Source organism: Kribbella sp. NBC_01510 (assembly GCF_045040325.1).
Classification (GTDB): domain Bacteria; phylum Actinomycetota; class Actinomycetes; order Propionibacteriales; family Kribbellaceae; genus Kribbella.
Map to the genome: position 1 here is coordinate 3,003,573 of NZ_CP109418.1, position 21,464 is coordinate 3,025,036.

Below are 21,464 nucleotides of genomic sequence, written 5' to 3' on the forward strand. Positions count from 1 at the left end.
CAGCGGTAGGCTCGGCGGCCATGGCCAGGTATTTCGACGTGCATCCGGAGAATCCGCAGCGGCGGTCGATCGGGCAGGTGGTCGACCTGCTGCGCGAGGACGGTCTGATCGCGTACCCGACCGACTCCTGCTACGCGCTCGGTTGCCAGCTGGGGAACAAGGATGGGATCGACCGGATCAAGACGATCCGGCACCTGGACGATCGGCACCACTTCACACTGGTCTGCGAGAACTTCGCCCAGCTCGGGCAGTTCGTGCACATCAGCAACGCCGTCTTCCGCTCGATCAAGGCGGCGACGCCCGGGAGCTACACGTTCATCCTGCCGGCGACCAAGGAAGTACCGCGCCGGCTGCTGCACCCGAAGAAGAAGACGGTCGGGGTGCGCATCCCGAACCATGTGGTCACCCAGGCCCTGGTCGCCGAGCTGGGCGAGCCGCTGGTCTCCAGCACCCTGCTGCTCCCCGACCATGACGAGCCGATGACGCAAGGCTGGGAGATCAAGGAAGAGCTCGACAACCAGATCGACGCGGTCATCGAAGGTGAGGCCGGCACCGAGCCCACCACGGTGATCGACTTCTCCGACGACGTACCCGAGATCGTCCGGGTCGGCGCGGGGGACCCCACGCCGTTCGAGTGAGGCCTTGCGATCGGCAAGATTGTGCCCGATGGTGGCTGGTGAACGTTAGTCAGTAACGCATCCTCACCCGCCCCGGAGGAGCCATGAAACGTCTCGTGTTCGCGCTGCTGGCCGTGGTCCTGCTGGCCGGTCTGCCGGCCCCGGCGTACGCCTATGCCAATGCCTTCTTCCCAACCCAGAGCAGCGGCAACCGCGGTGCCGACGTCCAGGCGATCCAATACCTGCTGCAGTACAACGGGCAGTCCGTCGGCGCGGACGGGGTGTTCGGCGCGACCACTGTCACGGCGGCCAAGGCGTTCCAGACGGCCAAGGGGCTGGGCGTTGACGGGATCGTCGGGCCGCAGACGTGGACGGCGTTGACGCCGACGATCGGATCCGGCGACAACAACGCGGCGGTCAAGGCTCTGCAGGTAGAGCTGAACGCCAAGCGCCGGCTGAGCCTGGCCGTCGACGGAGTGTTCAGTACGGCGGTCCACGACGCGGTGGTGGCCTTCCAGTCGCACGCGGGAATCGGCGCGGACGGTGTCGTCGGCCCGATCACGTGGCGCAACCTCGCCTGGCACTACGACTATCCGGACTTCAGCGCGAACCTGTGCGACCAGGACCCGGACGGCAACGGTACGGCGGCCAACTGGGCCACGGCCGCGGCCGTCGCCGAACTGGAGCAGGGCGCTCGCGCGTTCGCGTCGACTGGCCAGGGTCAGGTCCCGTACGGCGATGCCGGCTTCGAGCACGGTGGCGACATCCCCGGCCACAGCAGCCACGATGTCGGCCTGGACATCGACGTCTGGCCGATCCGGACCGACAACGCCCAGTGCACCGCGGGCCGGATCACGTGGCAGTCGGCGACGTACGACCGGGCTGCGACCCGCCAACTCATCCAGTCCATCAAGGCGGCCGCGCCCGGCCATGTCCGCCTCATCTTCTTCAACGACCCGACCCTGATCAACGAGGGCCTGACCACTCAGTGGCCCAACCACGACAACCACTTGCACTTCCGCTTCTGCGAAAAGGTCCACCCCAGTTCACTGCACACCTGCTGAGATAGTGGTGCGGTGACCACACTCGATCTGTCGCCCGACGAACTGCTGACCACGACTCGCACGGTGCGGAAGCGGCTCGATCTGGAGAAGCCGGTTCCGCTCGAGCTGATCCGTGAGTGCATCGAGATCGCCTTGCAGGCACCGTCCGGGAGCAATCGGCAGAAGTGGCACTGGCTGGTGATCACGGATGCGGACAAGCGGTCCGCGATCGGCGAGTACTACCGCCTCGCGGTCGAGAAGTACCTGGCCGGTCCCGGAGCCGCCGGCAAGTTGTACGCCGACGATCCCGTGCGCGGACCCATCCAGCGCCGGATCGGGGACGGCGTGGCCTACCTGGGCGAGCGGATGGGTCAGGTGCCTGTACTGGTGATCCCCTGCCTCGAGGCCGCATCGCTGCCCGCGGGGAACCAGGCCGGCCTCTGGGGTTCGATCCTCCCGTCCGCGTGGAGCTACATGCTCGCCGCCCGGGCCCGCGGATTGGGTACGGCGTGGACCACCCTGCACATGAACTACGAACAAGAGGTCGCCGACCTGCTCGGGCTCCCGGAAGAGATCCGGCAGACAGTGCTGATCCCGACCGCCTACACGATCGGGACCGACTTCAAGCCCGCGCCTCGTCAACCGCTCGACGACGTCCTCCACCTCGACACCTGGTAGATCAGGACGCGGCCATCTCCTCGATGGTCAGACCGCTCAGCACCGAGCGCGGCTCGGTGACGGTCAGATCCACGGCCGGATCGGCCTCGGCGTCCCGGACCTTGACCAGCAGCCAGTCCTCGCCGGTGCGGGTGAAGGCCCAGGCGCCGTTCAGTTTCACGCCGTGCAGTTGCACCTTGAGATGCCCGCGCTCGATCGCCGCCGCCGGGTCGACCAGCTGGTGACGATCGTCGCGGGTCAGGTTGGTGAAGACGCCCGCGTCCCAGACGATCACCGCGCCGGTGCCGTACTGGCTGTCCGCGATCACGCCCTCGTAGGAGGCGTACTCCAGATCGTGGTCGGTGGTGAACACCGCGAGTCGTTTCACGGTCGGATCCAGTGACGGCCCGCGCGGCACCGCCCACGACTTCAGGACGCCGTCGACCTCGAGCCGAACGTCGTAGTGCAGCCGCCGAGCATCATGCAGCTGCACCACGAAGATGGGCCTCGGGGTCAAGCCGCAGCTGCCGTCGGCGGTTCGATCCGGCGCCGCAGCCGGCCGAGGATGCCGCGGAGCAGGCGGGAGACCTGCATCTGGCTCACCCCGATCTCGGCGCCGATGTCCGCCTGGGTCTGCTCCTCGACGAACCGTAAGGTCACGATCCTACGCTCGCGCGGTGGCAGGCTGTTCAGAGCCGGTTCGAGGACGGCGACGTTCTCGAACCGTTCGTACGATGTGTCGTCGACCGCGAGGGTCTCGGCCAGCGGCACGGCCGCGTCGCCCTCGAGCGGACGGTCCAGCGACATCACCGCGAAGCATCCGTCCGCGGACAGCGCGGCGGTCACGTCCTCGACGTCCGCGCCGATCGCGTCGGCCAGCTCCCGCAGTGTGGGCTCGCGGTGGAGATCCTGGACGAGTCCCGGCCGGGCCGCGCCGATGGATCCCTGGAGCTCCTGCAGCCGCCGGGGGATCCGGATGGTCCACGAGCAGTCGCGGAAGTACCGCTTCACCTCGCCCCGGATGGTCGGTACGGCGTACGCCAGGAACGGGGTGTCCGTGGTCGGTTCGTAGCTGTGCGCGGCCTTGACCAGGCCGAGGGACGCGACCTGGTTCAGGTCGTCGGCCTCCACGCCGCGGCCGTGGAAACGGGAGGCGATGCTGTGGGCGATGCCGAGGTTGAGTTCGATCGCCTGCTCCAGGAGTGCCTGGCGGACCTGGTCGTCGGTAGCGGCGGCGCGCCGACTGAGCAGCGATCTGGTCTCGTGGTCCCGCCGCTCGGCCGGATCGGTCGGCGGCTCGGGGGTGGTGCTGGATTGTGCGGTGTTCATTTTGGGTCTGACCTCGCGACTGGAGTCACGGCGCGGCACGGGTCTGGACCGCGGTCAGAAAGGTTCTGGTCACCTTTCTACCCCCTGCGGCCGGGCTTAAGCATCCGCACCTCCTTGGCATAGGTTGCGGGCCATGGACTGGAAGCTGGAGTTGGTGTCGGTGCCGGTGTCCGACGTGGACCGGGCCAAGGCGTTCTACACGGACAAGGTCGGCTTCGTCGCCGACCACGATCATCGGGTCACCGACGAACTGAGATTCGTTCAGCTGACCCCGCCGGGTTCGGCCTGCTCGATCGCGATCGGCAGCGGTATGGACCAGGCCGAACCCGGCTCGGTCCGCGGGCTGCAGATCGTCGTACCCGACGTTGCGGCCGCTCGTGACGCGTTGCTCGCCCGCGGTGTCGAGGTGTCGGACCTGCAGGAGTTCCCGTGGGGGCTCTTCGCCTTCTTTCGCGACCCCGACGGGAACGCCTGGGCCCTGCAGGAGATCGTCGCGCGTTCCTGAGGATTCCTCACTCCGGCGCCGGCCGGATCCCCTGGCACACGGGCGATTCTGTGCGGTCGTGTTCGGTTCGCGACCAATCCGAATTACCGCTAACGGCGCGTCATCTGGCGGTTGTAGGGTGGCCTTTGGTTGAGAAGCCAGCCCCCCGAAGTTGGCTTTGTTTCCCTGCGAGGGCGACGATGACCGATCTTCAGCACCACCCCAGAGCAGTACGACGCCATCCCACCACTTCCGCCCCTGTCCAGAAGTCAGGTGCCATGCCAGTAGCCACTTCCCCGGCTCGGCCCACCGCCGTTCAGGTCCGCCTCGGCGGCCGCTGGATCGCGGGGCAGGAGCTGGGCCGCCGGGCCGGGGCGGCCGGGGCCGACGAGGTGCTCGTCAGCCACCACGGCCACCTCGTCTGGGTCGACGAGCAGTCGGTGCGCGAGTCCTAGCACCTGAGAAACCCTTGTAGCACAAGGATTCAGCAGAGAGTTTTCGCAACCAGATTGCCGATCTCGACCGCCGACGCCGACTGCGCCGGGTCGAACAGCACCCTGGTGAGACCGAACGCGACGCCCGAGCGCGTGTCGGCCCAGCCGACGGTGCCGCCCATCCCCGGCATCCCGAACGACGTCGGACTCTCCTCCGCCGACGACCCGAGCCGGCCGATCGGATAGCCCAGCGCCCACGTCGCGGGATTACCCATCAGCTCGTCCGGCGCGGTCAGTGCCGGCCCGGTGATCTCCGCGACCGCCTCCGGGCGGACCAGCCGGACACCGTCCACCTCACCGATCAGAGCGGCGTACAGCTTGGCGATGCCGCGCGCGGTCAGCACGCCTTCGGAGGGGATCTCGGCGGTGAGCTGGTCCGGGCGGTTGCAGCGGGCGGCGCGCGGGGTGAGGCCGGGCGGGGTGACCTTGGCGAACAGCCCGGCGACCATCGCGAATGTGTCCTCGGCGCCCTCCGGCTCGACCAGCGTCGCGACCCGGTGCAGCTGGTCCTGCGGTACGGCGAAGTACACCTCGTCGGCGATCCCGAGCGGCTCGGCGATCTCCCGCAGTACGTCGGAGATCCGCCGGCCCGTGGCGCGGCGGACGATCTCACCGACCAGGTAGCCGAACGTCATGGCGTGGTAGGTCATCTTGGTGCCCGGCTCCCACCACGGCTCGGCCGCGGCCAGGTACGACGTGATCTTCGCCGGGTCGGTGAGATCGTCGGCTGTGGTGTCCGGGGCCAGCGCGGGCAGGCCGACCGAGTGGGTCAGCACGTGCCGTAGGGTCGCCTTCTGCTTGCCGTTGGCCGCGAACTCGGGCCAGAGGTCAGCGATCGGAGCGTCGTACTCGAGCACGCCGCGGTCGACCAGCACGTTCGCGACCGTCGCGGCGGCTGCCTTGCCGGTGGATGCCGCGTAGAAGAGCGTGTCCGACGTGATATCGCCGGCGACCGCGTCCACGACCAGCTCACCCTGGTGGTAGACCGCCACCTGCAGCCCGAGCTCGGCCTCCACCAGCTCGTCGAGCCGCCCCTGCGCCTGGTCCTGAAGGTTCGTCACGATTCCCATCCTGTGTCTCTCGGTGGCCTTTCACGGAGAGGTCGGAGCGACGCCGACGTTCTTGACGTACGTAAGAACGGGTAGTGGTCGGCCGACTCGGACCGCCGCCCGTGTGCTCGCCTCGCCAGGGCTTGGCTGACGGCTACTACTACCCGTTCTTACGTACGCTCTTCCCGTGGAATTGCGGCAGCTGGAGTACTTCGTGGCGGTGGCGCACGAGCGGAGCTTCACGTTGGCCGCTCGGCGGTTGCATGTCGTGCAGAGCGCGGTGAGCGCCGCGATCGCCGCACTGGAGCAAGATCTGAAGGTCACGCTGTTCGAGCGGAGCGCCCAGCGCGTGGTGCTGACCGAGGCGGGTACGGCGCTGCTCCCGGAGGCGCTCGCGGTGATGGACGCCGTCCAGGGCGCTCGTGATGTCGTCGACGAGCTCGGCGCGGGGATGCGTGGATCCGTCCGGGTCGGGCTGCTGCCAGGGCTCGGACTGGTCGATCTGCCCGCGGCGGCCGGCGAGTTCCGGCGGCGGTACCCGAATGTCGAGCTGCAACTGCGGGTCGATGCCGACGGCTCGGCCGGTGTCATCGTCGGGCTGCGCAACGGCGACATCGACGTCGGCTTCCTCGGGATCGCGGCCGGGAGTGTGCCGCGTGAGCTGACCGCGTGGGAGCTGCTCCGGGTCCCGCAGGTCCTCGCGGTCCCGGTCGGGCATCGGCTCGCGCGCCGGCGGACGGTGACGCTGGCCGACCTCGCCGACGAGGCGTTCGTGGACTTCCCACCCGGCTTCGGTACCCGGACGTTGATCGACCAGACCTTCGAGGCGGCCGGGATCGCGCGGCATGTCGTGGTCGAGGCGCTCGGCATCGAGAACGGCGTCCAGTTCGTCGCCCACGGCGTCGGCCTCGGCATCCTGCCCGGGTACGCCGTGAGCGGGGTGGACGCGATCCGCGTCGTACGGATCGCCGACGAGTCGTTCCAGTGGTCGCTCTACATGGCCACGCTGAAGAAGCGGAAGCCGACGGCCGCGCTCCGGGCCCTGCTCGGCCTGGTCAGCACCCACCTCCGCCACCCGCCGGGCACCGAACTCGGCCGCGCCGTGGATCAACAGAATTGATCCACCCATCGACTTGAGTCGTTGGACTTGATGCATCGTCCGGAGCAGGATCGAGATGTCAGCAAGACATCGAGATCGAGGAGCAGGACGATGACCGAGAACACCACCGCCGGACGGGTCGCGATCGTGACGGGTGGATCGAGCGGGATCGGCCGCGAGGCCGCCGTCCGGCTGGGGCGGGACGGCTACGCGGTGGCGATCGTGTACGTCGGCGGCCAGGCCAACGCCGAGGAAGCCGTCAAGGAGGTCGAGCAGGCCGGCGGCCGGGCGATCGCGGTGCAGGCCGATGTCGCGGACGAGACCGCCGTGGCCGCGCTGTTCGACCGGACCGAGCAGGAGCTCGGCGGGATCGACGTGGTCGTGCACGCCGCCGGGATCATGCCGCTGGCACCACTGGCCGACCTCGACCTGGAGGTCTTCGACCGGATCGTCCGCACCAACCTCCGCGGCACCTTCGTCGTCGACCAGCAGGCGGTCCGGCGACTCCGCACCGGCGGCGCGCTGATCAACATCTCCAGCTCACTGACCAAGCTGGCCCGCCCGAACTACTCCGCGTACTCCGCCACCAAGGGCGGCGTCGAGGCGATCACGCTGATCCTGGCTCGCGAGTTGCGCGGCCGCGACGTCACCGTCAACGCCGTGGCCCCCGGCCCGACCGCGACCGCACTGTTCTTCGACGGCAAGTCGCAGGAACTGATCGACCGGATCGCCGCGGAGCCGCCGCTGGAGCGCCTCGGCCAGCCGTCCGACATCGCCGAAATCATCGCCTTCCTGGCCGGTCCGGCGCGATGGATCAACGGCCAGGTCATCTACGCCAACGGTGGCTCGGCCGCCTGAAACCTTGTGCTGAAAGGAAGACCGTTATGAGCAAGACAGTCCTGATCTCCGGCGCGTCGAGCGGTTTCGGCGCCCTGACCGCCCGCGCCCTGGCCGACGCCGGCCACATCGTGTACGCCGGGATGCGCGATGTCGCCGGCCGCAACGCAGCCGCCGCTGCGGACGCCAAGCAGTACTCGTCCGAGCACAACGTCGACCTCCGCGCCGTCGAGCTCGACATCAGCGCGGATGCCTCCGTCCAGCAGGCCGTCGCCACCGTGATCAGTGAGCAGGGGCGTCTCGACGTACTCGTGCACAACGCCGGTCACATGGTCACTGGTCCGGCCGAAGCGTTCACGCCGGAGCAGTTGGCCGACCTGTACGACACCAACGTGGTGGGCACGCAGCGCCTCAACCGCGCCGCACTCCCGCACCTCCGCGAGCAGCAGGACGGCCTGATGGTGTGGGTCGGTAGCTCGAGCACGCGCGGCGGGACCCCGCCGTACCTGGCTCCGTACTTCGCGGCGAAGGCGGCGATGGACGCGCTGGCGCAGAGCTACGCGCTCGAGGTCGCGCGGTTCGGGATCGAGACGACGATCGTCGTACCAGGCGCCTTCACGCACGGCACCAACCACTTCGCCCACAGCGGCTCCCCGGCCGACGCGGACGTGGTCGCGGCGTACGAGACGAAGTACGCAGGTCTGATGGCGCAGGTCGGCCAGAAGCTGGCCGAGCTCGAGCCGGCCTGGGCCGATGTCGCCGAGGTCGCCGAGGCGATCGTGACCGTGGTCGGCACCGAGAAGGGCCGCCGGCCGTTCCGGGTGCACATCGACCCGTCGGACGACGGCGCCGCGGTGGTGAACGGGGTGGCCGACCGGGTCCGCGCCGAACTGCTCCGCCGGATCGGTCTGGACGACCTCCTACACCCGGTGGTGGGATGAGGGTGATCGACCTCCACGCGCACTTCCTGCTGCCGGAGTACGTCGCAGCGGCGGAGCGGGCGGGACACCTTCGGCCAGACGGGATGCCCGGCTGGCCGGAGTGGTCTGTCCAGAACCACTTGGCGGAGATGGACCGGACCGGCGTCGAGAAGGCGGTGCTGTCGGTGCCGTCGCCGGGAGTGCACTTCGGGGACGACTTCCGGGCCCAGGTCCTGGCTCGGCGGGTCAACGAGGCCGCCGCGAAGCTGGGCCGCGATCACCCGGGCCGCTTCGGGTTCTTCGCGAGCCTGCCGCTGCCGGATGTCGAAGGTGCGTTGGTCGAGGTCGACTACGCGTACGACGTGTTGCACGCGGACGGCGTCGTACTGCTGAGCAACGCCGGCGGCATGTATCCGGGCGACCCGTTGTGGGAGCCACTGTGGCGGGCGCTGGATGCGAGGTCGGCGGTGGTGCTGCTGCATCCGACGTCGCCACCACAGTGGCGTCAGGTCGCGCTGGACCGGCCGCGACCGATGATCGAGTTCCCTTTCGACACCGCCCGGGCGGTCACGGATCTGGCGTTGACCGGTGTCCTGACCCGCCACCCAGGCATCCGTTTCGTCGTCGCGCTAGGTGACCTGCTCCCGTTCCTCAGCGAGCGCATCGACCTCTTTCACGGGACGTCAAGCGTGGCCGCCCAGCTGAAGAACCTCTCGTACGTTTCCGGCAGCGGCTACTGCTGTGCCGCGTAGTCGAGGGCGAACCTGACTGTCCGCTCGTGCTCCTCCGGCGTTCCGACCGGACAGAACACGAACTCCGTGGTTCCAGCGTCCGCGAATCGCTGGATCTCCTTCGCCACCGCCGACTCGTCGCCGAGCACAGCAGTGTCCTCCGGTCCCGCCTTCCCGCCGCGATCGAGCACCGCCCGGTACGCCGGCATGTCGCCGGCGGCACCGAAGCGTCCCCGGATCCACTCGCGGGTCGCGTCCGGATCGTCGGTGAGCGCGATACAGGCAGCGGCGACCACCTGTGGTTGCGGCCGGCCCGCGGCGGTGGCGGCTCGGTCGATGGTCGGCCGGATGTAGCTCTCGACCAGTTCGGGTCCGACCCAGCTGGTCATCGTCCCGCGGGTCAGTTGGCCGGCGGTCTCGAGCATCCGCGGACCCAGCGCGGCCAGGATCAGGTCCGGGGCCTCCGCGCCGGCGATCTCGATGTGGCCGCGGGCCGTCAGCCGTTCGCCTTCGTAGTTGGTGGGCTCGCCGGAGAGCAGTGGGCCGAGCGCTTCGACGTACTCGCGCATGTACGTTGCCGGCCGGTCCATCGACAGGCCGAACATCCCCTCGACCATGTGCGGATGACTCGTCCCGATCCCGAGCGTCAGCCGGTTGCCCGTCACCGCCTGCACGCTGAGCGCCTGCGCTGCCAGGGCCATCGGATGCCGCGGGTAGATCGGTACGACGCCGACCGCGAAGCCGATGGTGGAGGTGAACGGCGCCGCTCCCGCGATCAGCGTGAGGGCGTCCCAACCGGTGCGCTGGCTGAACCAGATCCGGTCGATCCCGCTGTTCTCAGCAGCCTTCGCGGCCGCGCCGACCTCATCGATCCGGAGGCCTTCTTCCTCGATCCACAGTCCGATTCTCATGTCGACAAGTCAACGAGCGCGGCGATCGGTGACCAAGACGCAGCTACCCTGTGCAGTGATAAGGAATCGTGATCGCTGGGGGTGGCCGATGGAGCTGCGGCAGCTGCGGTACTCGTCACCGTCGCCGAGGAACTCCACTTCGGCCGGGCCGCCGAGCGGCTGAACATCGTCCAGCCCGCGGTCAGCCAGCAGGTCGCCCGGCTCGAACGCGAACTCGGTCTGAAACTTCTCGACCGCTCGTCGCGCCACGTTCGGCTGACCGGGGACGGCGAGCGGATGCTGCGCGAGGCACGGACCATCCTCGCCGCCGCGGATCACGCCACCGGGGTCGCCGCGGAGCTCGCTTCCGGCCGGGCCGGCGTCCTCCGGATCGGCACGGCGCCGGGTCTGCGGGACCGGCTCGAGCGCGGCCTCGCCGCCCTGCGGGCGAGCACGCCGGACCTGGAGATCAAGCTCAGCTCCGGTACCGCGGCCGATCATCTCGACGCCCTTCGATCCGGGGACCTGGATGCGGCCTTCGTCCGTGGCGAGGTGGCCGCCGCCGATCTCCGGGTGATCGAGCTCTGGCAGGATCCGCTGTCGGTCCTGGTGCCGTCGGAGTACCGGGCGGACGACGGGGTGAAGCTGGTCGACCTGGCCGGTCTGCCGATGCGTCTGCCGGCCGACCCCTGGCTGCGCGAGTTCCTCACCGCGGCATGCCGGGACGCCGGCTTCGAGCCGGTGCTGGGACGGCCGGCGGACGACCTGGAAGCCACCATCGTCGAGATGTCGACCGGCTCCCCGGCCTGGACCGTTGTGTACGGCACGTCGTGCGGATCGGCCGAAGGCGTCCTGTGGATGGGGCCGTTCGCGCCACCGCTGCGCGCTCCCGGCAACCTGGTGATCGCACCGGGTCGCCCGGTCGCGTGCGTCGACGTCCTCGTCTCCGCCTTCAGGTGACCCCCGGCGGGCCCTGACAGCACCGCCGGGGGCCGAGTGTTGATCTCTCAACTGGAACCGGATCGTACGTGGCAAACCCTCTCCCGAGGAGATGTCGTCTCAAGAAAAGACGCCGAGCGGTAGGTAGCTCCCGGTGAGCGGCCGCTGACGCTGCGGGCTTATTGTTGGTTATCGCAACCAAATATCAGGCTGGGTGAGGACCTGCCGGCCGTTTCCGCCCCGGAGCAGCGCCCCGCGCTGCCCCGGCCGCAGCGACCCCGCGTACGAACGGAACCCGATGTCTGCCACCCGGACTCTGGACACGGCCACACCCCCGGCCACCACCCCTGCCGCCGACCCAGGACTCTCCCACCGCGAGATCCTGGAGATCCTGGCGGGGCTGCTCGCCGCGTTGTTCACGGCCGTACTCAGCTCGACCATCGTCAGCAACGCACTGCCGACGATCATCGCGGACCTGGAAGGCTCCCAGACGCAGTACACCTGGGTGATCACCGCCAGCCTGCTCGCGATGACCGTGTCCACACCGGTCTGGGGCAAGCTCTCCGACCTGATCAGCAAGAAGCTGCTCGTCCAGCTCGCGATCGTGATGTTCGTGGCCGGGTCGGCGCTCGCCGGCGCAGCGCACAACGTCCCGTTCCTGATCGGTGCCCGCGTCCTGCAGGGCCTGGCGATGGGCGGCCTGATGGCCCTCGCCCAGGCGATCGTCGGCGCCGCCATCCCACCGCGTGACCGCGGCCGGTACTCCGGCTACATGGGTGCCGTGATGGCGGTCGCGACCGTGTCCGGGCCACTCGTCGGCGGCGTCATCGTCGACACGTCGTGGCTCGGCTGGCGCTGGTGCTTCTACGTCTGCGTGCCGCTCGCCGTCCTGTCGCTGATCGTCCTGCAGAGGTACTTGCACCTCCCGGTGATCAAGCGCGAGGTCAAGCTGGACTACCTCGGCGCGATCCTGATCGCGGGTGCGGCCAGCCTGCCGCTGATCTGGGTCTCGTTCGCCGGGACGCACTTCCCCTGGTGGTCCTGGCAGACCGGCGCCTATCTTGGCGGTACGGCGCTCCTCGGCATCCTGGCCGTCGTCGTCGAGACGCACGCGCGTGAGCCGCTCGTACCGGTGAAGGTGGTCCGCGAACGCACCACCGCACTGGCGATCCTGGCCAGCCTGTCGGTCGGGGTGGCGATGTTCGGCAGCGCGGTGTTCCTCGGGCAGTACTTCCAGGTGGCCCGCGGATACAGCGCGACCGAGGCCGGGTTGCTGACGATCCCGATGATGTTCGGCTCGTTCCTCGGGTCGGTCGGGGCGGGGCAGCTGATCACGCGCTTCGGGAAGTGGAAGCGGTACCTCGTGCTCGGTGGGCTGTTCCTCACCGCCGGCCTCGGCCTGCTCGGCGCCATCGATCACACCAGCCCGTACTGGTACGTCGGCTGCGGCATGCTCGCGATGGGCATCGGCATGGGCATGATGATGCAGAACCTGGTGCTCGCGGTACAGAACACCGTCGACGTCACCCAGGTCGGCGCGGCCAGCGCGTCGGTCACCTTCTTCCGCAGCCTCGGTGGTGCGGTCGGGGTGTCGGTGCTCGGCGCGATCCTGGCGACGCGGGTGACGGATCTGATCACGCAGAACCTCCGGGCGCTCGGGCCCGAGGCGGCGGCCGCGGCGCAGAACGGATCCAGTGGCAGCGTGCTCGACGTCAACGCGTTGCCGGCGCCGGTCGCAGAGATCGTGCGGCACGCGTACGGCGATGCGACCGGGAAGATCTTCGTGATCGCGGCGGGGGCGGCGTTGGTCAGCCTGCTCGCGGTGCTGTTCATCCGGGAGGTCCCACTGCGGCGTACGGTCGCGATGACGGACGAGGGCGTTGAGGATGTCGCGAGCCCGTTCCCGGATGATCCGGCGGAGCAGGCCGCTGTCGTGGCGCTCGACGTGATCACCTCGGCCGAGCGCACCGCCCGCGAACGCGAGCGCGAGGCCACCGAACGCGTCCAGGCCGCGGCGAACGTCGTCCGCCAGATGCGCACCGACGTCGCCGACCTGTTCACCCGCGTGGACCAGCAGATCGCCGCCCTGGAGAACACGCTGCCGGACGCCGTACCGCAACCGGCCGCCGCGATCCTCGACGCCCAGCGCCCGGCCGGCGAGCTCGTCGACGAACTCCGCCGCTACGAACTCAGCATCCTCAGCGCCAGCCAACGCACCGCCGACCACCTCCGCGAAACCGCGAAGACCGAGGCGGACCACCTCCGCGTCGCAGCCCAGGCCGAGGCCGACCAGCTCCTCGCCGGGGCCCACGCCGAAGAGCACGAGATCCGCCGCCGCATCGCCGAACTCGAGGCAGTCGAACACCGCCTCCTAGCCACCATCCGCGACGGCCTCTCCAACACCCCCACCGCACCTCCCGCCGCCAACCACTCCCACCCCACCCACCCGGCTCCCACCCACCCGGCTCCCACCCACCAGGCTCCCACCCACCCGGCCCCCACCCACTCCGCGCCGAGCCATCCCCACCCCGCCTCCAACGGCTACCCCGAAGAAGCCCACCACCGCCAAGCCTTCGGCTAACCCCGCCCCTCCACCCCGTTCCCCCGCCAACCAACCACCGCCGGCGCGGTGACTGGGGAGGGTTTTACCCCTGTGGGGGTGCAATTCCCTCCCCGGTCAACGGTGCCTCGGGAGGACGCCCGTGCCATGCCAAGTAGCCGGGGAACTCGGTCGCGCGCCATTCAGCGTCTGCCAGGTCCGTGGGCGGGGTGGCTGATTGGTGAGTCGTGGATTCTGGCCGACGGCAGGCCCTTGGGCTCAGGTGTGACCGTGATTCACGGCTCCACTCCGCGAGAGCGCCGAGTCGTGGATCTTGGCGGCTGAAGATCGAGGCTGACCGCGATCCACGACTCGGTCCCGCTTGGTCGCGACCCCCCTTGCGCTCTCGCGGCGGGCGGCGTGCGGTGAGTTGTGGTTTGGGTGGAGGCGGGGCGACTGGGGAGGGTTTTACCCCTGTGGAGGCGCATTTCCCTCCCCGGTCTACGTCGGCCCGGTCTACATGGGCCCGGGTCTACGTGGGCCTGGGGTCGTCGGGTTGGGTGGGGAGACGCGATGCCGGGTGAGCTCTTGGGAGGATGTCGGGGGCGGGTGGCATGCTTCCGGGGGAGGGGTTGTCGAGCGAGGAGTGCCGTGGGGCCGTGGGATGTGGAGCAGGTGCTGGGGCTGGCGTCTGATCCTGCGTCCGCGAAGGCCGGTCAAGCACAGGCGCGTACGGCGAAGTGGCCCGAGACCGCCTCGTCCGAGCGGGCGGTGTGGGGGCTGTGTCAGGGGAGCGGCAAGCAGCCGTACCAGACCACGGTCGATCTGAGCGGACCGGCGTACAAGTGCTCCTGTCCGAGCCGGAAGTTCCCGTGCAAGCATGCGCTCGGGCTGCTGTTGTTATGGGCCGGCGGCGAGGTGCGGGCGGGCGACGAGCCGGAGTGGGTGACGTCGTGGGTGGAGCAACGCGCGGCTCGCGCGGAGCGGCCGGAGCGTAAACCGGGTGAGGTCGCCGACCCGCTGGCCGCGCAGCAGCGGGCGTCCCGGCGAGCCGACCGGGTGTCGGCCGGGATGGCGGAGCTGGCAAGTTGGCTCGATGATCAGGTCCGGCAAGGGCTCGGTGGGTTCGACCAGCGTGCGTACACCGAGCTCAGCCGGCTGGCGGCCCGGATGGTCGACGCACAGGCGCCCGGCGTGGCGGGAGCGGTACGGCGCGCCGCCGGGGTGATCGGCCGTGGTCACGGATGGCCGGGCGAACTGCTGGAGGAGCTCTCGCTCATTCACCTGATCGTCTCCGCGCACGACCGGCTGGCCGAGCTGCCGCCGTCGCTGGCCGACACCGTGCAGAGCCGGATCGGCTGGACCGTCGAGACCGCGCGGGTGCTGGCCGAGGGCGAGAAGGTCGAGGACGACTGGCTCGTGCTCGGCCGGGTGATCGAGCCGGACGAGCGGCTCACGGTCCGCCGCGTATGGTTGCGCGGGGCAACAACTGGACGGCTCGGCCTGATCCTCACCTTCGCCGCCGCCGGACGGCCGCTCGACCCACTGCCGGGCCGGCCGGGTGAGTATGTCCCGGGTGCCGTGTCGTTCTACCCCGGTGCACTCCCGATGCGTGCCCTCCTGACCCAGACCGCTCCCCGCCTGCCCGCGCCCCGGCCATCCGGATTCACCGCGCGCCAGGCGTTGGCGTCGTACGTCGAATCCGTCGCGGCCGACCCGTGGAACGAACGCTGGCCGCTGGTCCTGCAGGACGTCCGACCTGCTCGGTACGGCGAGGGCTGGGCGCTCGTGGACGCCGCCGGTGACGGGCTCGAGATCCTGCCGGGCGTGGATCCGTGGAAACTGCTCGCCGTGTCCGCCGGCGATCCGGTCACCGTTGCGGGTGAGTGGAACCGCGCCGGCTTCCGCCCGATGACCTGCTGGCACGACGATCGGCCGGTGGTCTTGTGAAGGGCTGGGACGGGCTGGTGAGTTCGGCGCTGCTTGGTACGGACCGGCGGCCGCCGCACTTCGAGGAATTGCCGGAGCATGTCCAGGAACGCCTGGGGGATGGCGGGTTGCTGGATGCCGCCGCGCTCGCGACTGTCTACAAGCGCGCCGGTCGCACGCCGCTCCGTGAGGTCGAACCGTTGCCTGCGGCCCCTGGTGAGGATCGGCCGCTGCCCCGGCCGGTCGCGATCCGGCGGTTGGCCGCGATGCTCGGTGGCTTCCAGGCGACGGCGCTCGGCGAGTGGTTGCGGGCTGCTGATGCTCGCGGCTGGGGCGTTCCCCCCGAACACCTGCCGGCCTTGGCCGACTACGCCCGCAACCGGGCCGAGTACCGTCCGCTCGTCATCACCGCGGCCGGCCGCCGCGCCCGGTGGCTCGCGGACCTCAACCCGGAATGGCGCTTCCTTCACGCTGCAGTTGCTAAAAGCAACGACCCGGAGCTGTGGACCCACGGCAACGCCCTGCAACGGCGTACCTGGCTCCGCACTCTCCGCTTGCAAGACCCTGAGGCCGCTCGCGAAGCCCTGGCCGAGGTCTGGCCGACCGAGTCCGCCGCCACCCGCACCGACTTCCTGAGCCTGCTCGCCGACGGATTGTCCAAGCAGGACGAGGGCTTCCTCGAGGCGGCCCTCGACGACCGCTCCAAGGAGGTTCGCCGAGCCGCCGCCCGCCTCCTCGCCCGAGTCCCCGGCGCGCAGTACGGCGTACGCATGACCGAGCGCCTGCACTCGCACCTGACCCTCACCCAAAACGTACTCGCGGTCGACCTCCCGAAACGCCTCACCCAGTCGATGGAACGCGACGGCATCGACTCCCAGAACCCGGAGGGAGTGGGCAAGCGGGCGTGGTGGTTCCTGCAGATCGTCGCCACCACCCCGTTGTCGGAGATGGACACCGCCTGGCTCCACCTACCGGTGGAGGGGTGTGCACCGGAGGTGCTGCAGTCGGGCTGGACAGAGGCCGCCATCCGAGAAGGCACTGCGCGCCAAGCCGCCGGGCGAGCGGTCGAGGCGCCGGATCTGGCGACGCGGTGGGCGCGGGAGTTGCTGCGAGCGAATGCCGGCACCGGCAGCCGGAGTCCTGCGGAGCTGCTGCGCCTGCTACCCGCCGAGGAGTGGGCCGGCGCGATCGACACTCTCCGCACCACAGTCGACGTCGCCGAGTTGGTGGGTGGACTGCCGGTGCCGTGGCCGGCCTCGTTGGCGAGCATGATTCTCGACCAGTTGGCCAAGGTGGGGACCAACCGCGCGTGGGCCCGGCTGGCGAGTATCGCGGCGCGTGCGGTGCCGCCCGACGTACTGAATCATCCGATCACCCGCGAGCCGACCGGCGAGGAAGACACCTGGCGCCGCCGCCTCGTCGAGACCCTGATCTTCCGTCGTGAGATGTATGAGGAGCTGGCATGACCACTGAAGTACTGCGGCCGCATGCGGAAGAGGAGTATGCGGGGGAGTTGGCCGCGCTGGCTGCGGCGGACGACAGAGCTCGGCCGCCTGCGTGGCTGCTCTCGCCGGCTGCTGTGGTCACGTATCTGCTCGGTGGCAAGGCGGGCGACGTGGAGATCTCGCCCAAGTACGTCGGTCCGCGGCGGCTGATCGAGGTGGCGGTGGCGACCCTCGCGACAGACCGGGCGCTGTTGCTGCTCGGCGTACCGGGAACGGCGAAGACGTGGGTCAGCGAGCACCTGGCGGCGGCCATCAGCGGGGACTCGACCCTGCTCGTGCAAGGTACGGCGGGGACTGCCGAGGAGTCGATCCGGTACGGCTGGAACTACGCCCAGTTGATTGCCCAAGGCCCCAGTGAGGCGGCGCTCGTGCCGAGTCCGGTGCAGCGGGCGATGACCGAGGCGAAGATCGCCCGGATCGAGGAGCTGACCCGGATGCCGTCCGACGTCCAGGACGCGCTGATCACGATCCTGTCGGAGAAGACGCTCCCGATCTCCGAACTGGCCACGGAAGTCCAAGCCCGCAAGGGTTTCAACGTCATCGCGACCGCGAACGACCGCGACAAGGGCATCAACGAACTCTCCAGCGCACTCCGCCGCCGGTTCAACACCGTCGTACTCCCGCTTCCGGACTCGGCCGAGGACGAGGTCGAGATCGTCTCCCGCCGGGTGGCACAGCTCGGTACGGCGCTCGAGCTGCCGCAACCGGACGACGCACTCGACGAGATCCGCCGCGTGGTCACGATCTTCCGCGAACTGCGGTCCGGCCGGACTGAGGACGGCAGGACCGCGGTCAAGTCGCCGTCCGGCACTCTTTCGACCGCGGAGGCGATCAGCGTCGTCACCGGTGGCATCGCGCTGGCGGCTCATTTCGGCGACGGCGTCCTGCGGCCGACCGATGTGGCCGGCGGCATCCTCGGTGCCGTGGTCAAGGATCCCTCCGCGGACCGCGTCGTCTGGTCGGAGTACCTGGAGACCGTGGTCCGCGAACGTGACGGCTGGGCGCCGTTCTACCGAGCCTGCCGAGAGATCTCTGGATGACCGTTCATTTGCTGGGAATTCGGCACCACGGGCCGGGGTCGGCGCGGGCGGTGGCGACTGCGCTGGCGGAGCTTCGGCCGGATGTGGTGTTGATCGAGGGGCCGCCGGAGGCTGACAAGGTCGTGGAGTTGGCCGGGTCGGAGGAGATGGAGCCGCCGGTCGCGCTGCTGGCGTACGCGGTCGACGACTCGACGCGGGCCGCGTTCTGGCCGTTCGCGGTGTTCAGTCCCGAGTGGCAGGCGATCAAGTACGCGCTCGCGGCCGGGGTGCCGGTGCGGTTCTGCGATCTGCCGGCCGCGCATCAGTTCGCATCGTCCGGTGGTGGCGGCCGACGGGCGGCGTCGATGGATCCGTTGGCGACGCTTGCACATGCCGGTGGGTACGACGATCCCGAGCGCTGGTGGGACGATGTGATCGAGTCGCGGCGCGAAGGTGCCGAACCGTTCACCGTGATCGCCGACGCGATGCGCGAACTCCGCCGCGATGAAGGGGCAGTGTTTGATTCCTCCCCCGCCCCACCGCCCCGGTCAGGCGGTCGCGAGGCGCAACGTGAGGCCTACATGCGCACCGTGTTGCGGAAGGCCATCCGGGAAGGGTTCGAACGGATCGCGGTGATCTGCGGCGCCTGGCACGTGCCCGCGCTGGAGTTACCGTTGCCTCCGGCAACTCATGACCAACGGATCCTGAAAGGTCTGCCGAAGCGGAAGGTCGCCTGCACCTGGGTTCCCTGGACGCACGGCCGGCTGGCGGCGGCGAGCGGGTACGGCGCCGGCATCACTTCACCTGGTTGGTACCACCACCTGTTCACCGCTCCCGACCAGATCACCCCCCGCTGGCTGTCGAAGGTCGCGCGGGTCCTGCGGGCCGAGGATCTGCCGGTCTCCAGCGCCCATGTCATCGAGGCGGTCCGGCTCGCGGACACCCTGGCCGCATTGCGGGGACGTCCGCTGGCCGGGCTGAGCGAGGTGACCGAGGCGACGCGCGCGGTGCTCTGCGGCGGGAACGACGTACTGCTTGATCTCGTCACGCGGGAAGCGGTCGTCGGGGAGCTGCTGGGCACGGTGCCCGGGGAGACGCCGCAGGCTCCGGTCGCGGCGGATCTCGCGGCGCAGGCCCGCCGGCTGCGGATGAAGCGGGACGCGACCGAGCGGGTGATCGAGCTCGACCTGCGCAAGCCGAACGACCTGGAGAAGTCCAGACTCCTGCACCGCCTGCGGATTCTCGGGGTGCACTGGGGTGTGCCGGCCGCCGACGAACGGCGGGCGCAGGGCACCTTCCGGGAGATGTGGCGGCTGACCTGGGATCCCGGCCTCGAGGTCGAGTTGGTCGCCGCTGGTGCGCACGGCACGACAGTGGTCGGCGCCGCGACGACGGTGATGCTGCGCGTGGGTGACGAATCCTCGACGCTCGCCGAGGTCACCGCCGCGCTGGAGAAGTCGCTCCTCGCCGACCTCGCCGAGGCGTTGCCGTCATTGCTGCAGGGTGTTGACACCCGCGCAGCCGCCGATGCCGACGTCGGCCACCTGATGGCGGCCTTGCCCGCGCTCGCGCGCTCTTCGCGGTACGGCGATGTCCGGGGCACCGACACCGCCGGGCTCGCCGCGGTCGCGGGCCGGATGGTGTCGCGCATCTGCGCCGGCCTCAGCCGGACTGTGCACGGACTCGATCCGGATGCGGCGGCCGCCGTACAAGAACTGATCGACGGCGTGCAGGACGCGACGGTGTTGCTGGCCGAGAATGTGCGGTCGGAGTGGCTGAACACGTTGCAGGGGTTGAGCGATCGCGTCTCGGTACCGCCACTGATCCGGGGCCGGTTGACCCGGCTGATGCTCGACACCTCGCGGCTGCCGGATCACGAGGTCGCGCTGCGGCTGGGGCGAGCCCTTTCCCCTGGTACGCCGACCGCCGACGCGGCCGGGTACGTCGAGGGGTTCCTGGCCGGAGGCGGTCTGTTACTGGTGCACGACGAGCGCCTGCTGGCGCTGGTGGACTCGTGGCTGGGTGCCGTCCCGGACGATGCGTTCCTCGAGGTGTTGCCGTTGCTGCGGCGTACCTTCGGGACGTTCGCCGCGCCCGAGCGTCGGTCGATCGGGACCAGGGCTCGTGCGCTGGGCGATCCGGCGGCACTGGTCGTTGCTGACGACAACGATCTCGACACCGAGCTGGCAGCGTCGGTCCTTCCCGTCGTCGCGCAGCTGCTGGGGGTGTGATGAGCGAGGAACGGATGCGCCGCTGGCGCCTTGTGCTGGGCGGCGAGGCCGAGCCGGAGACCGGTACGACGCTCTCCGCCCAGGACCGATCCGTCGATGCCGCCTTGGCCGCGTTGTACGACGCGGAGGCCGGCGAGCCGGGGACACAACGATCGGCCGGGCTGGGTTCGTCGGCGCCGCGGGTGGCGCGGTGGTTGGGCGACATCCGGCAGTACTTCCCGAGCACCGTCGTCCAGGTGATGCAGCGGGACGCGGTCGAGCGGCTCGGGATCACCCGGATGTTGATGGAACCGGAGTTGCTGGGTGCGGTCGAGCCCGACGTACACCTCGTCAGCACGTTGCTCGCGCTCAACGAGGTGATGCCGGAGGAGACCAAGCAGACCGCGCGGGACGTGGTCGGGCGAGTGGTCGCCGAGCTGGAGGCACGCCTGGCCGAACGCACCCGGGCTGCCGTGACCGGCGCGCTCGACCGGGCTGGCCGGACCGGACGACCGAGGCACTCGGACATCGACTGGGACCGGACGATCCGGGCCAACCTCAAGCACTTCTCGCCGGCGCTGGGGACGATCGTCCCGGACCGGCTGGTCGGGTACGCGCGGCGGAACCACAGCATCCAGCGGGACATCGTGCTGGCGATCGACCAGTCCGGCTCGATGGCGGAGTCGGTGGTGTACGCGTCGCTGTTCGGTGCGGTGCTCGGGTCGATCCGCACGCTGCGGACCAGCCTGGTCGTCTTCGACACCGCGGTCGTCGACCTGACCGATCAGCTGGAGGATCCGGTCGATGTCCTGTTCGGCACGCAGCTCGGTGGTGGGACGGACATCAACCGCGCCCTCGCGTACTGCGAGGAGCTCGTGACCAAGCCGGCCGAGACCGTGATGGTGCTGATCTCGGATCTCTACGAGGGCGGTGTCCGCGAAGAGATGCTGCGGCGGGCGCGTTCGCTGGTGGAGTCCGGCGTACAGCTGATCGCTCTGCTCGCCCTGGCCGACTCCGGCACCCCGTCGTACGACGCCGAGAACGCGGCCGCCCTGGCCGATCTCGGCGTACCCACCTTTGCTTGTACTCCCGACCTCTTCCCCGACCTGATGGCCGCCGCCATCCGCCACGAGGACATCACCACGTGGGCATCCACCAACCTCGCCTGAAAGG

The 21,464-nt window shown here is 69.7% G+C and carries 20 protein-coding genes; 16 read left to right on the forward strand and 4 right to left on the reverse strand.

Annotation, left to right across the window (positions count from 1 at the left end):
- The first annotated feature begins 20 nt into the window (after positions 1-20).
- The 3 genes from OG558_RS14935 to OG558_RS14945 all read left to right on the forward strand — a co-directional run bounded on the left by OG558_RS14935 (position 21) and on the right by OG558_RS14945 (position 2,338).
- The gene (locus OG558_RS14935) at positions 21-638 is read left to right on the forward strand and encodes an L-threonylcarbamoyladenylate synthase (protein ID WP_405070800.1); all 618 of its coding nucleotides are present in this window, start codon (positions 21-23) and stop codon (positions 636-638) included.
- Between the two features lie 83 nt (positions 639-721).
- On the forward strand, positions 722-1,681 hold the full coding sequence (locus tag OG558_RS14940) for a penicillin-insensitive murein endopeptidase (RefSeq protein ID WP_405070801.1): 960 nt from the start codon (positions 722-724) through the stop codon (positions 1,679-1,681).
- A 12-nt stretch (positions 1,682-1,693) separates the two neighbouring features.
- Complete coding sequence (locus OG558_RS14945) at positions 1,694-2,338, forward strand: nitroreductase family protein (RefSeq protein ID WP_405070802.1); 645 nt, start codon at positions 1,694-1,696, stop codon at positions 2,336-2,338.
- Position 2,339: 1 nt separating this feature from the next.
- On the opposite strand, the gene OG558_RS14950 is transcribed toward OG558_RS14945, so the two are convergent.
- Together OG558_RS14950 and OG558_RS14955 are read right to left on the reverse strand one after the other, a co-directional pair.
- On the reverse strand, positions 2,340-2,813 hold the full coding sequence (locus OG558_RS14950) for a DNA polymerase ligase N-terminal domain-containing protein (RefSeq protein ID WP_329483825.1): 474 nt from the start codon (positions 2,811-2,813) through the stop codon (positions 2,340-2,342).
- Between the two features lie 17 nt (positions 2,814-2,830).
- Positions 2,831-3,646 carry a SigB/SigF/SigG family RNA polymerase sigma factor gene (locus OG558_RS14955; protein WP_405070803.1) on the reverse strand — a complete coding sequence of 272 codons (816 nt, stop codon included), beginning with the start codon at positions 3,644-3,646 and terminating at the stop codon, positions 2,831-2,833.
- Positions 3,647-3,779: 133 nt separating this feature from the next.
- Between OG558_RS14955 and OG558_RS14960 the strand changes: the two genes are divergently transcribed.
- Positions 3,780-4,151 carry a VOC family protein gene (locus OG558_RS14960; RefSeq protein ID WP_405070804.1) on the forward strand — a complete coding sequence of 124 codons (372 nt, stop codon included), beginning with the start codon at positions 3,780-3,782 and terminating at the stop codon, positions 4,149-4,151.
- Between the two features lie 257 nt (positions 4,152-4,408).
- The gene (locus tag OG558_RS14965) at positions 4,409-4,585 is read left to right on the forward strand and encodes a hypothetical protein (protein WP_405070805.1); all 177 of its coding nucleotides are present in this window, start codon (positions 4,409-4,411) and stop codon (positions 4,583-4,585) included.
- Between the two features lie 29 nt (positions 4,586-4,614).
- Here the strand turns inward: OG558_RS14965 and OG558_RS14970 are convergent, their stop codons facing one another.
- Positions 4,615-5,685, reverse strand: coding sequence for a serine hydrolase domain-containing protein (locus OG558_RS14970; RefSeq protein ID WP_405070806.1), 1,071 nt, complete (start codon positions 5,683-5,685; stop codon positions 4,615-4,617).
- 175 nt (positions 5,686-5,860) lie between these two features.
- Between OG558_RS14970 and OG558_RS14975 the strand changes: the two genes are divergently transcribed.
- From OG558_RS14975 to OG558_RS14990, 4 genes are all read left to right on the forward strand, one after another.
- Positions 5,861-6,793, forward strand: coding sequence for a LysR family transcriptional regulator (locus OG558_RS14975; protein ID WP_405070807.1), 933 nt, complete (start codon positions 5,861-5,863; stop codon positions 6,791-6,793).
- A gap of 90 nt (positions 6,794-6,883) precedes the next feature.
- Positions 6,884-7,630, forward strand: a complete 747-nt coding sequence (locus OG558_RS14980) for an SDR family oxidoreductase (protein ID WP_405070808.1) — start codon at positions 6,884-6,886, stop codon at positions 7,628-7,630.
- Positions 7,631-7,656: 26 nt separating this feature from the next.
- Positions 7,657-8,550, forward strand: coding sequence for an SDR family oxidoreductase (locus tag OG558_RS14985; RefSeq protein ID WP_405070809.1), 894 nt, complete (start codon positions 7,657-7,659; stop codon positions 8,548-8,550).
- Positions 8,547-9,281 (forward strand): amidohydrolase family protein, encoded by a 735-nt coding sequence (locus tag OG558_RS14990; RefSeq protein WP_405070810.1) that lies wholly within the window; start codon positions 8,547-8,549, stop codon positions 9,279-9,281. Before OG558_RS14985 ends, OG558_RS14990 begins: the two co-directional genes overlap by 4 nt.
- On the opposite strand, the gene OG558_RS14995 is transcribed toward OG558_RS14990, so the two are convergent.
- Positions 9,263-10,171: a TIGR03564 family F420-dependent LLM class oxidoreductase gene (locus OG558_RS14995; protein ID WP_405070811.1), complete on the reverse strand. Its 909-nt coding sequence runs from the start codon at positions 10,169-10,171 to the stop codon at positions 9,263-9,265. The genes OG558_RS14990 and OG558_RS14995 overlap by 19 nt on opposite strands.
- Positions 10,172-10,252: 81 nt before the next feature.
- Here OG558_RS14995 and OG558_RS15000 point away from each other — a divergent pair, with 81 nt between their 5' ends.
- From OG558_RS15000 to OG558_RS15030, 7 genes are all read left to right on the forward strand, one after another.
- A complete protein-coding gene (locus OG558_RS15000) occupies positions 10,253-11,110 on the forward strand; it encodes a LysR family transcriptional regulator (protein WP_405070812.1) in 858 nt (285 codons plus the stop codon).
- A 277-nt stretch (positions 11,111-11,387) separates the two neighbouring features.
- Positions 11,388-13,670, forward strand: a complete 2,283-nt coding sequence (locus OG558_RS15005) for an MFS transporter (protein WP_405070813.1) — start codon at positions 11,388-11,390, stop codon at positions 13,668-13,670.
- Between the two features lie 609 nt (positions 13,671-14,279).
- The gene (locus OG558_RS15010) at positions 14,280-15,578 is read left to right on the forward strand and encodes an SWIM zinc finger family protein (protein ID WP_405070814.1); all 1,299 of its coding nucleotides are present in this window, start codon (positions 14,280-14,282) and stop codon (positions 15,576-15,578) included.
- The gene (locus OG558_RS15015; protein ID WP_405070815.1) at positions 15,575-17,023 is read left to right on the forward strand and encodes a DUF5691 domain-containing protein; all 1,449 of its coding nucleotides are present in this window, start codon (positions 15,575-15,577) and stop codon (positions 17,021-17,023) included. Before OG558_RS15010 ends, OG558_RS15015 begins: the two co-directional genes overlap by 4 nt.
- Positions 17,020-18,102, forward strand: a complete 1,083-nt coding sequence (locus OG558_RS15020; RefSeq protein ID WP_405070816.1) for an AAA family ATPase — start codon at positions 17,020-17,022, stop codon at positions 18,100-18,102. Before OG558_RS15015 ends, OG558_RS15020 begins: the two co-directional genes overlap by 4 nt.
- Positions 18,099-20,312: a DUF5682 family protein gene (locus OG558_RS15025; RefSeq protein WP_405070817.1), complete on the forward strand. Its 2,214-nt coding sequence runs from the start codon at positions 18,099-18,101 to the stop codon at positions 20,310-20,312. The genes OG558_RS15020 and OG558_RS15025 overlap by 4 nt, the downstream gene beginning before the upstream one ends.
- Positions 20,312-21,460, forward strand: a complete 1,149-nt coding sequence (locus tag OG558_RS15030) for a VWA domain-containing protein (protein WP_405070818.1) — start codon at positions 20,312-20,314, stop codon at positions 21,458-21,460. The genes OG558_RS15025 and OG558_RS15030 overlap by 1 nt, the downstream gene beginning before the upstream one ends.
- The last annotated feature ends 4 nt before the right edge of the window (positions 21,461-21,464 follow it).

What these genes read in the sequence shown, in the direction of transcription:
- OG558_RS14935 (WP_405070800.1), top strand. Translation starts at nt 21, where the DNA reads ATGGCCAGGTATTTCGACGTGCATCCGGAGAATCCGCAGCGGCGGTCG.
- OG558_RS14940 (WP_405070801.1), top strand. Translation starts at nt 722, where the DNA reads ATGAAACGTCTCGTGTTCGCGCTGCTGGCCGTGGTCCTGCTGGCCGGT.
- OG558_RS15030 (WP_405070818.1), top strand. Translation starts at nt 20,312, where the DNA reads ATGAGCGAGGAACGGATGCGCCGCTGGCGCCTTGTGCTGGGCGGCGAG.
- OG558_RS14990 (WP_405070810.1), top strand. Translation starts at nt 8,547, where the DNA reads ATGAGGGTGATCGACCTCCACGCGCACTTCCTGCTGCCGGAGTACGTC.
- OG558_RS14955 (WP_405070803.1), bottom strand. Translation starts at nt 3,646, where the DNA reads ATGAACACCGCACAATCCAGCACCACCCCCGAGCCGCCGACCGATCCG.
- OG558_RS14980 (WP_405070808.1), top strand. Translation starts at nt 6,884, where the DNA reads ATGACCGAGAACACCACCGCCGGACGGGTCGCGATCGTGACGGGTGGA.
- OG558_RS15020 (WP_405070816.1), top strand. Translation starts at nt 17,020, where the DNA reads ATGACCACTGAAGTACTGCGGCCGCATGCGGAAGAGGAGTATGCGGGG.
- OG558_RS14995 (WP_405070811.1), bottom strand. Translation starts at nt 10,171, where the DNA reads ATGAGAATCGGACTGTGGATCGAGGAAGAAGGCCTCCGGATCGATGAG.
- OG558_RS15025 (WP_405070817.1), top strand. Translation starts at nt 18,099, where the DNA reads ATGACCGTTCATTTGCTGGGAATTCGGCACCACGGGCCGGGGTCGGCG.
- OG558_RS14960 (WP_405070804.1), top strand. Translation starts at nt 3,780, where the DNA reads ATGGACTGGAAGCTGGAGTTGGTGTCGGTGCCGGTGTCCGACGTGGAC.
- OG558_RS15005 (WP_405070813.1), top strand. Translation starts at nt 11,388, where the DNA reads ATGTCTGCCACCCGGACTCTGGACACGGCCACACCCCCGGCCACCACC.
- OG558_RS14985 (WP_405070809.1), top strand. Translation starts at nt 7,657, where the DNA reads ATGAGCAAGACAGTCCTGATCTCCGGCGCGTCGAGCGGTTTCGGCGCC.
- OG558_RS14965 (WP_405070805.1), top strand. Translation starts at nt 4,409, where the DNA reads ATGCCAGTAGCCACTTCCCCGGCTCGGCCCACCGCCGTTCAGGTCCGC.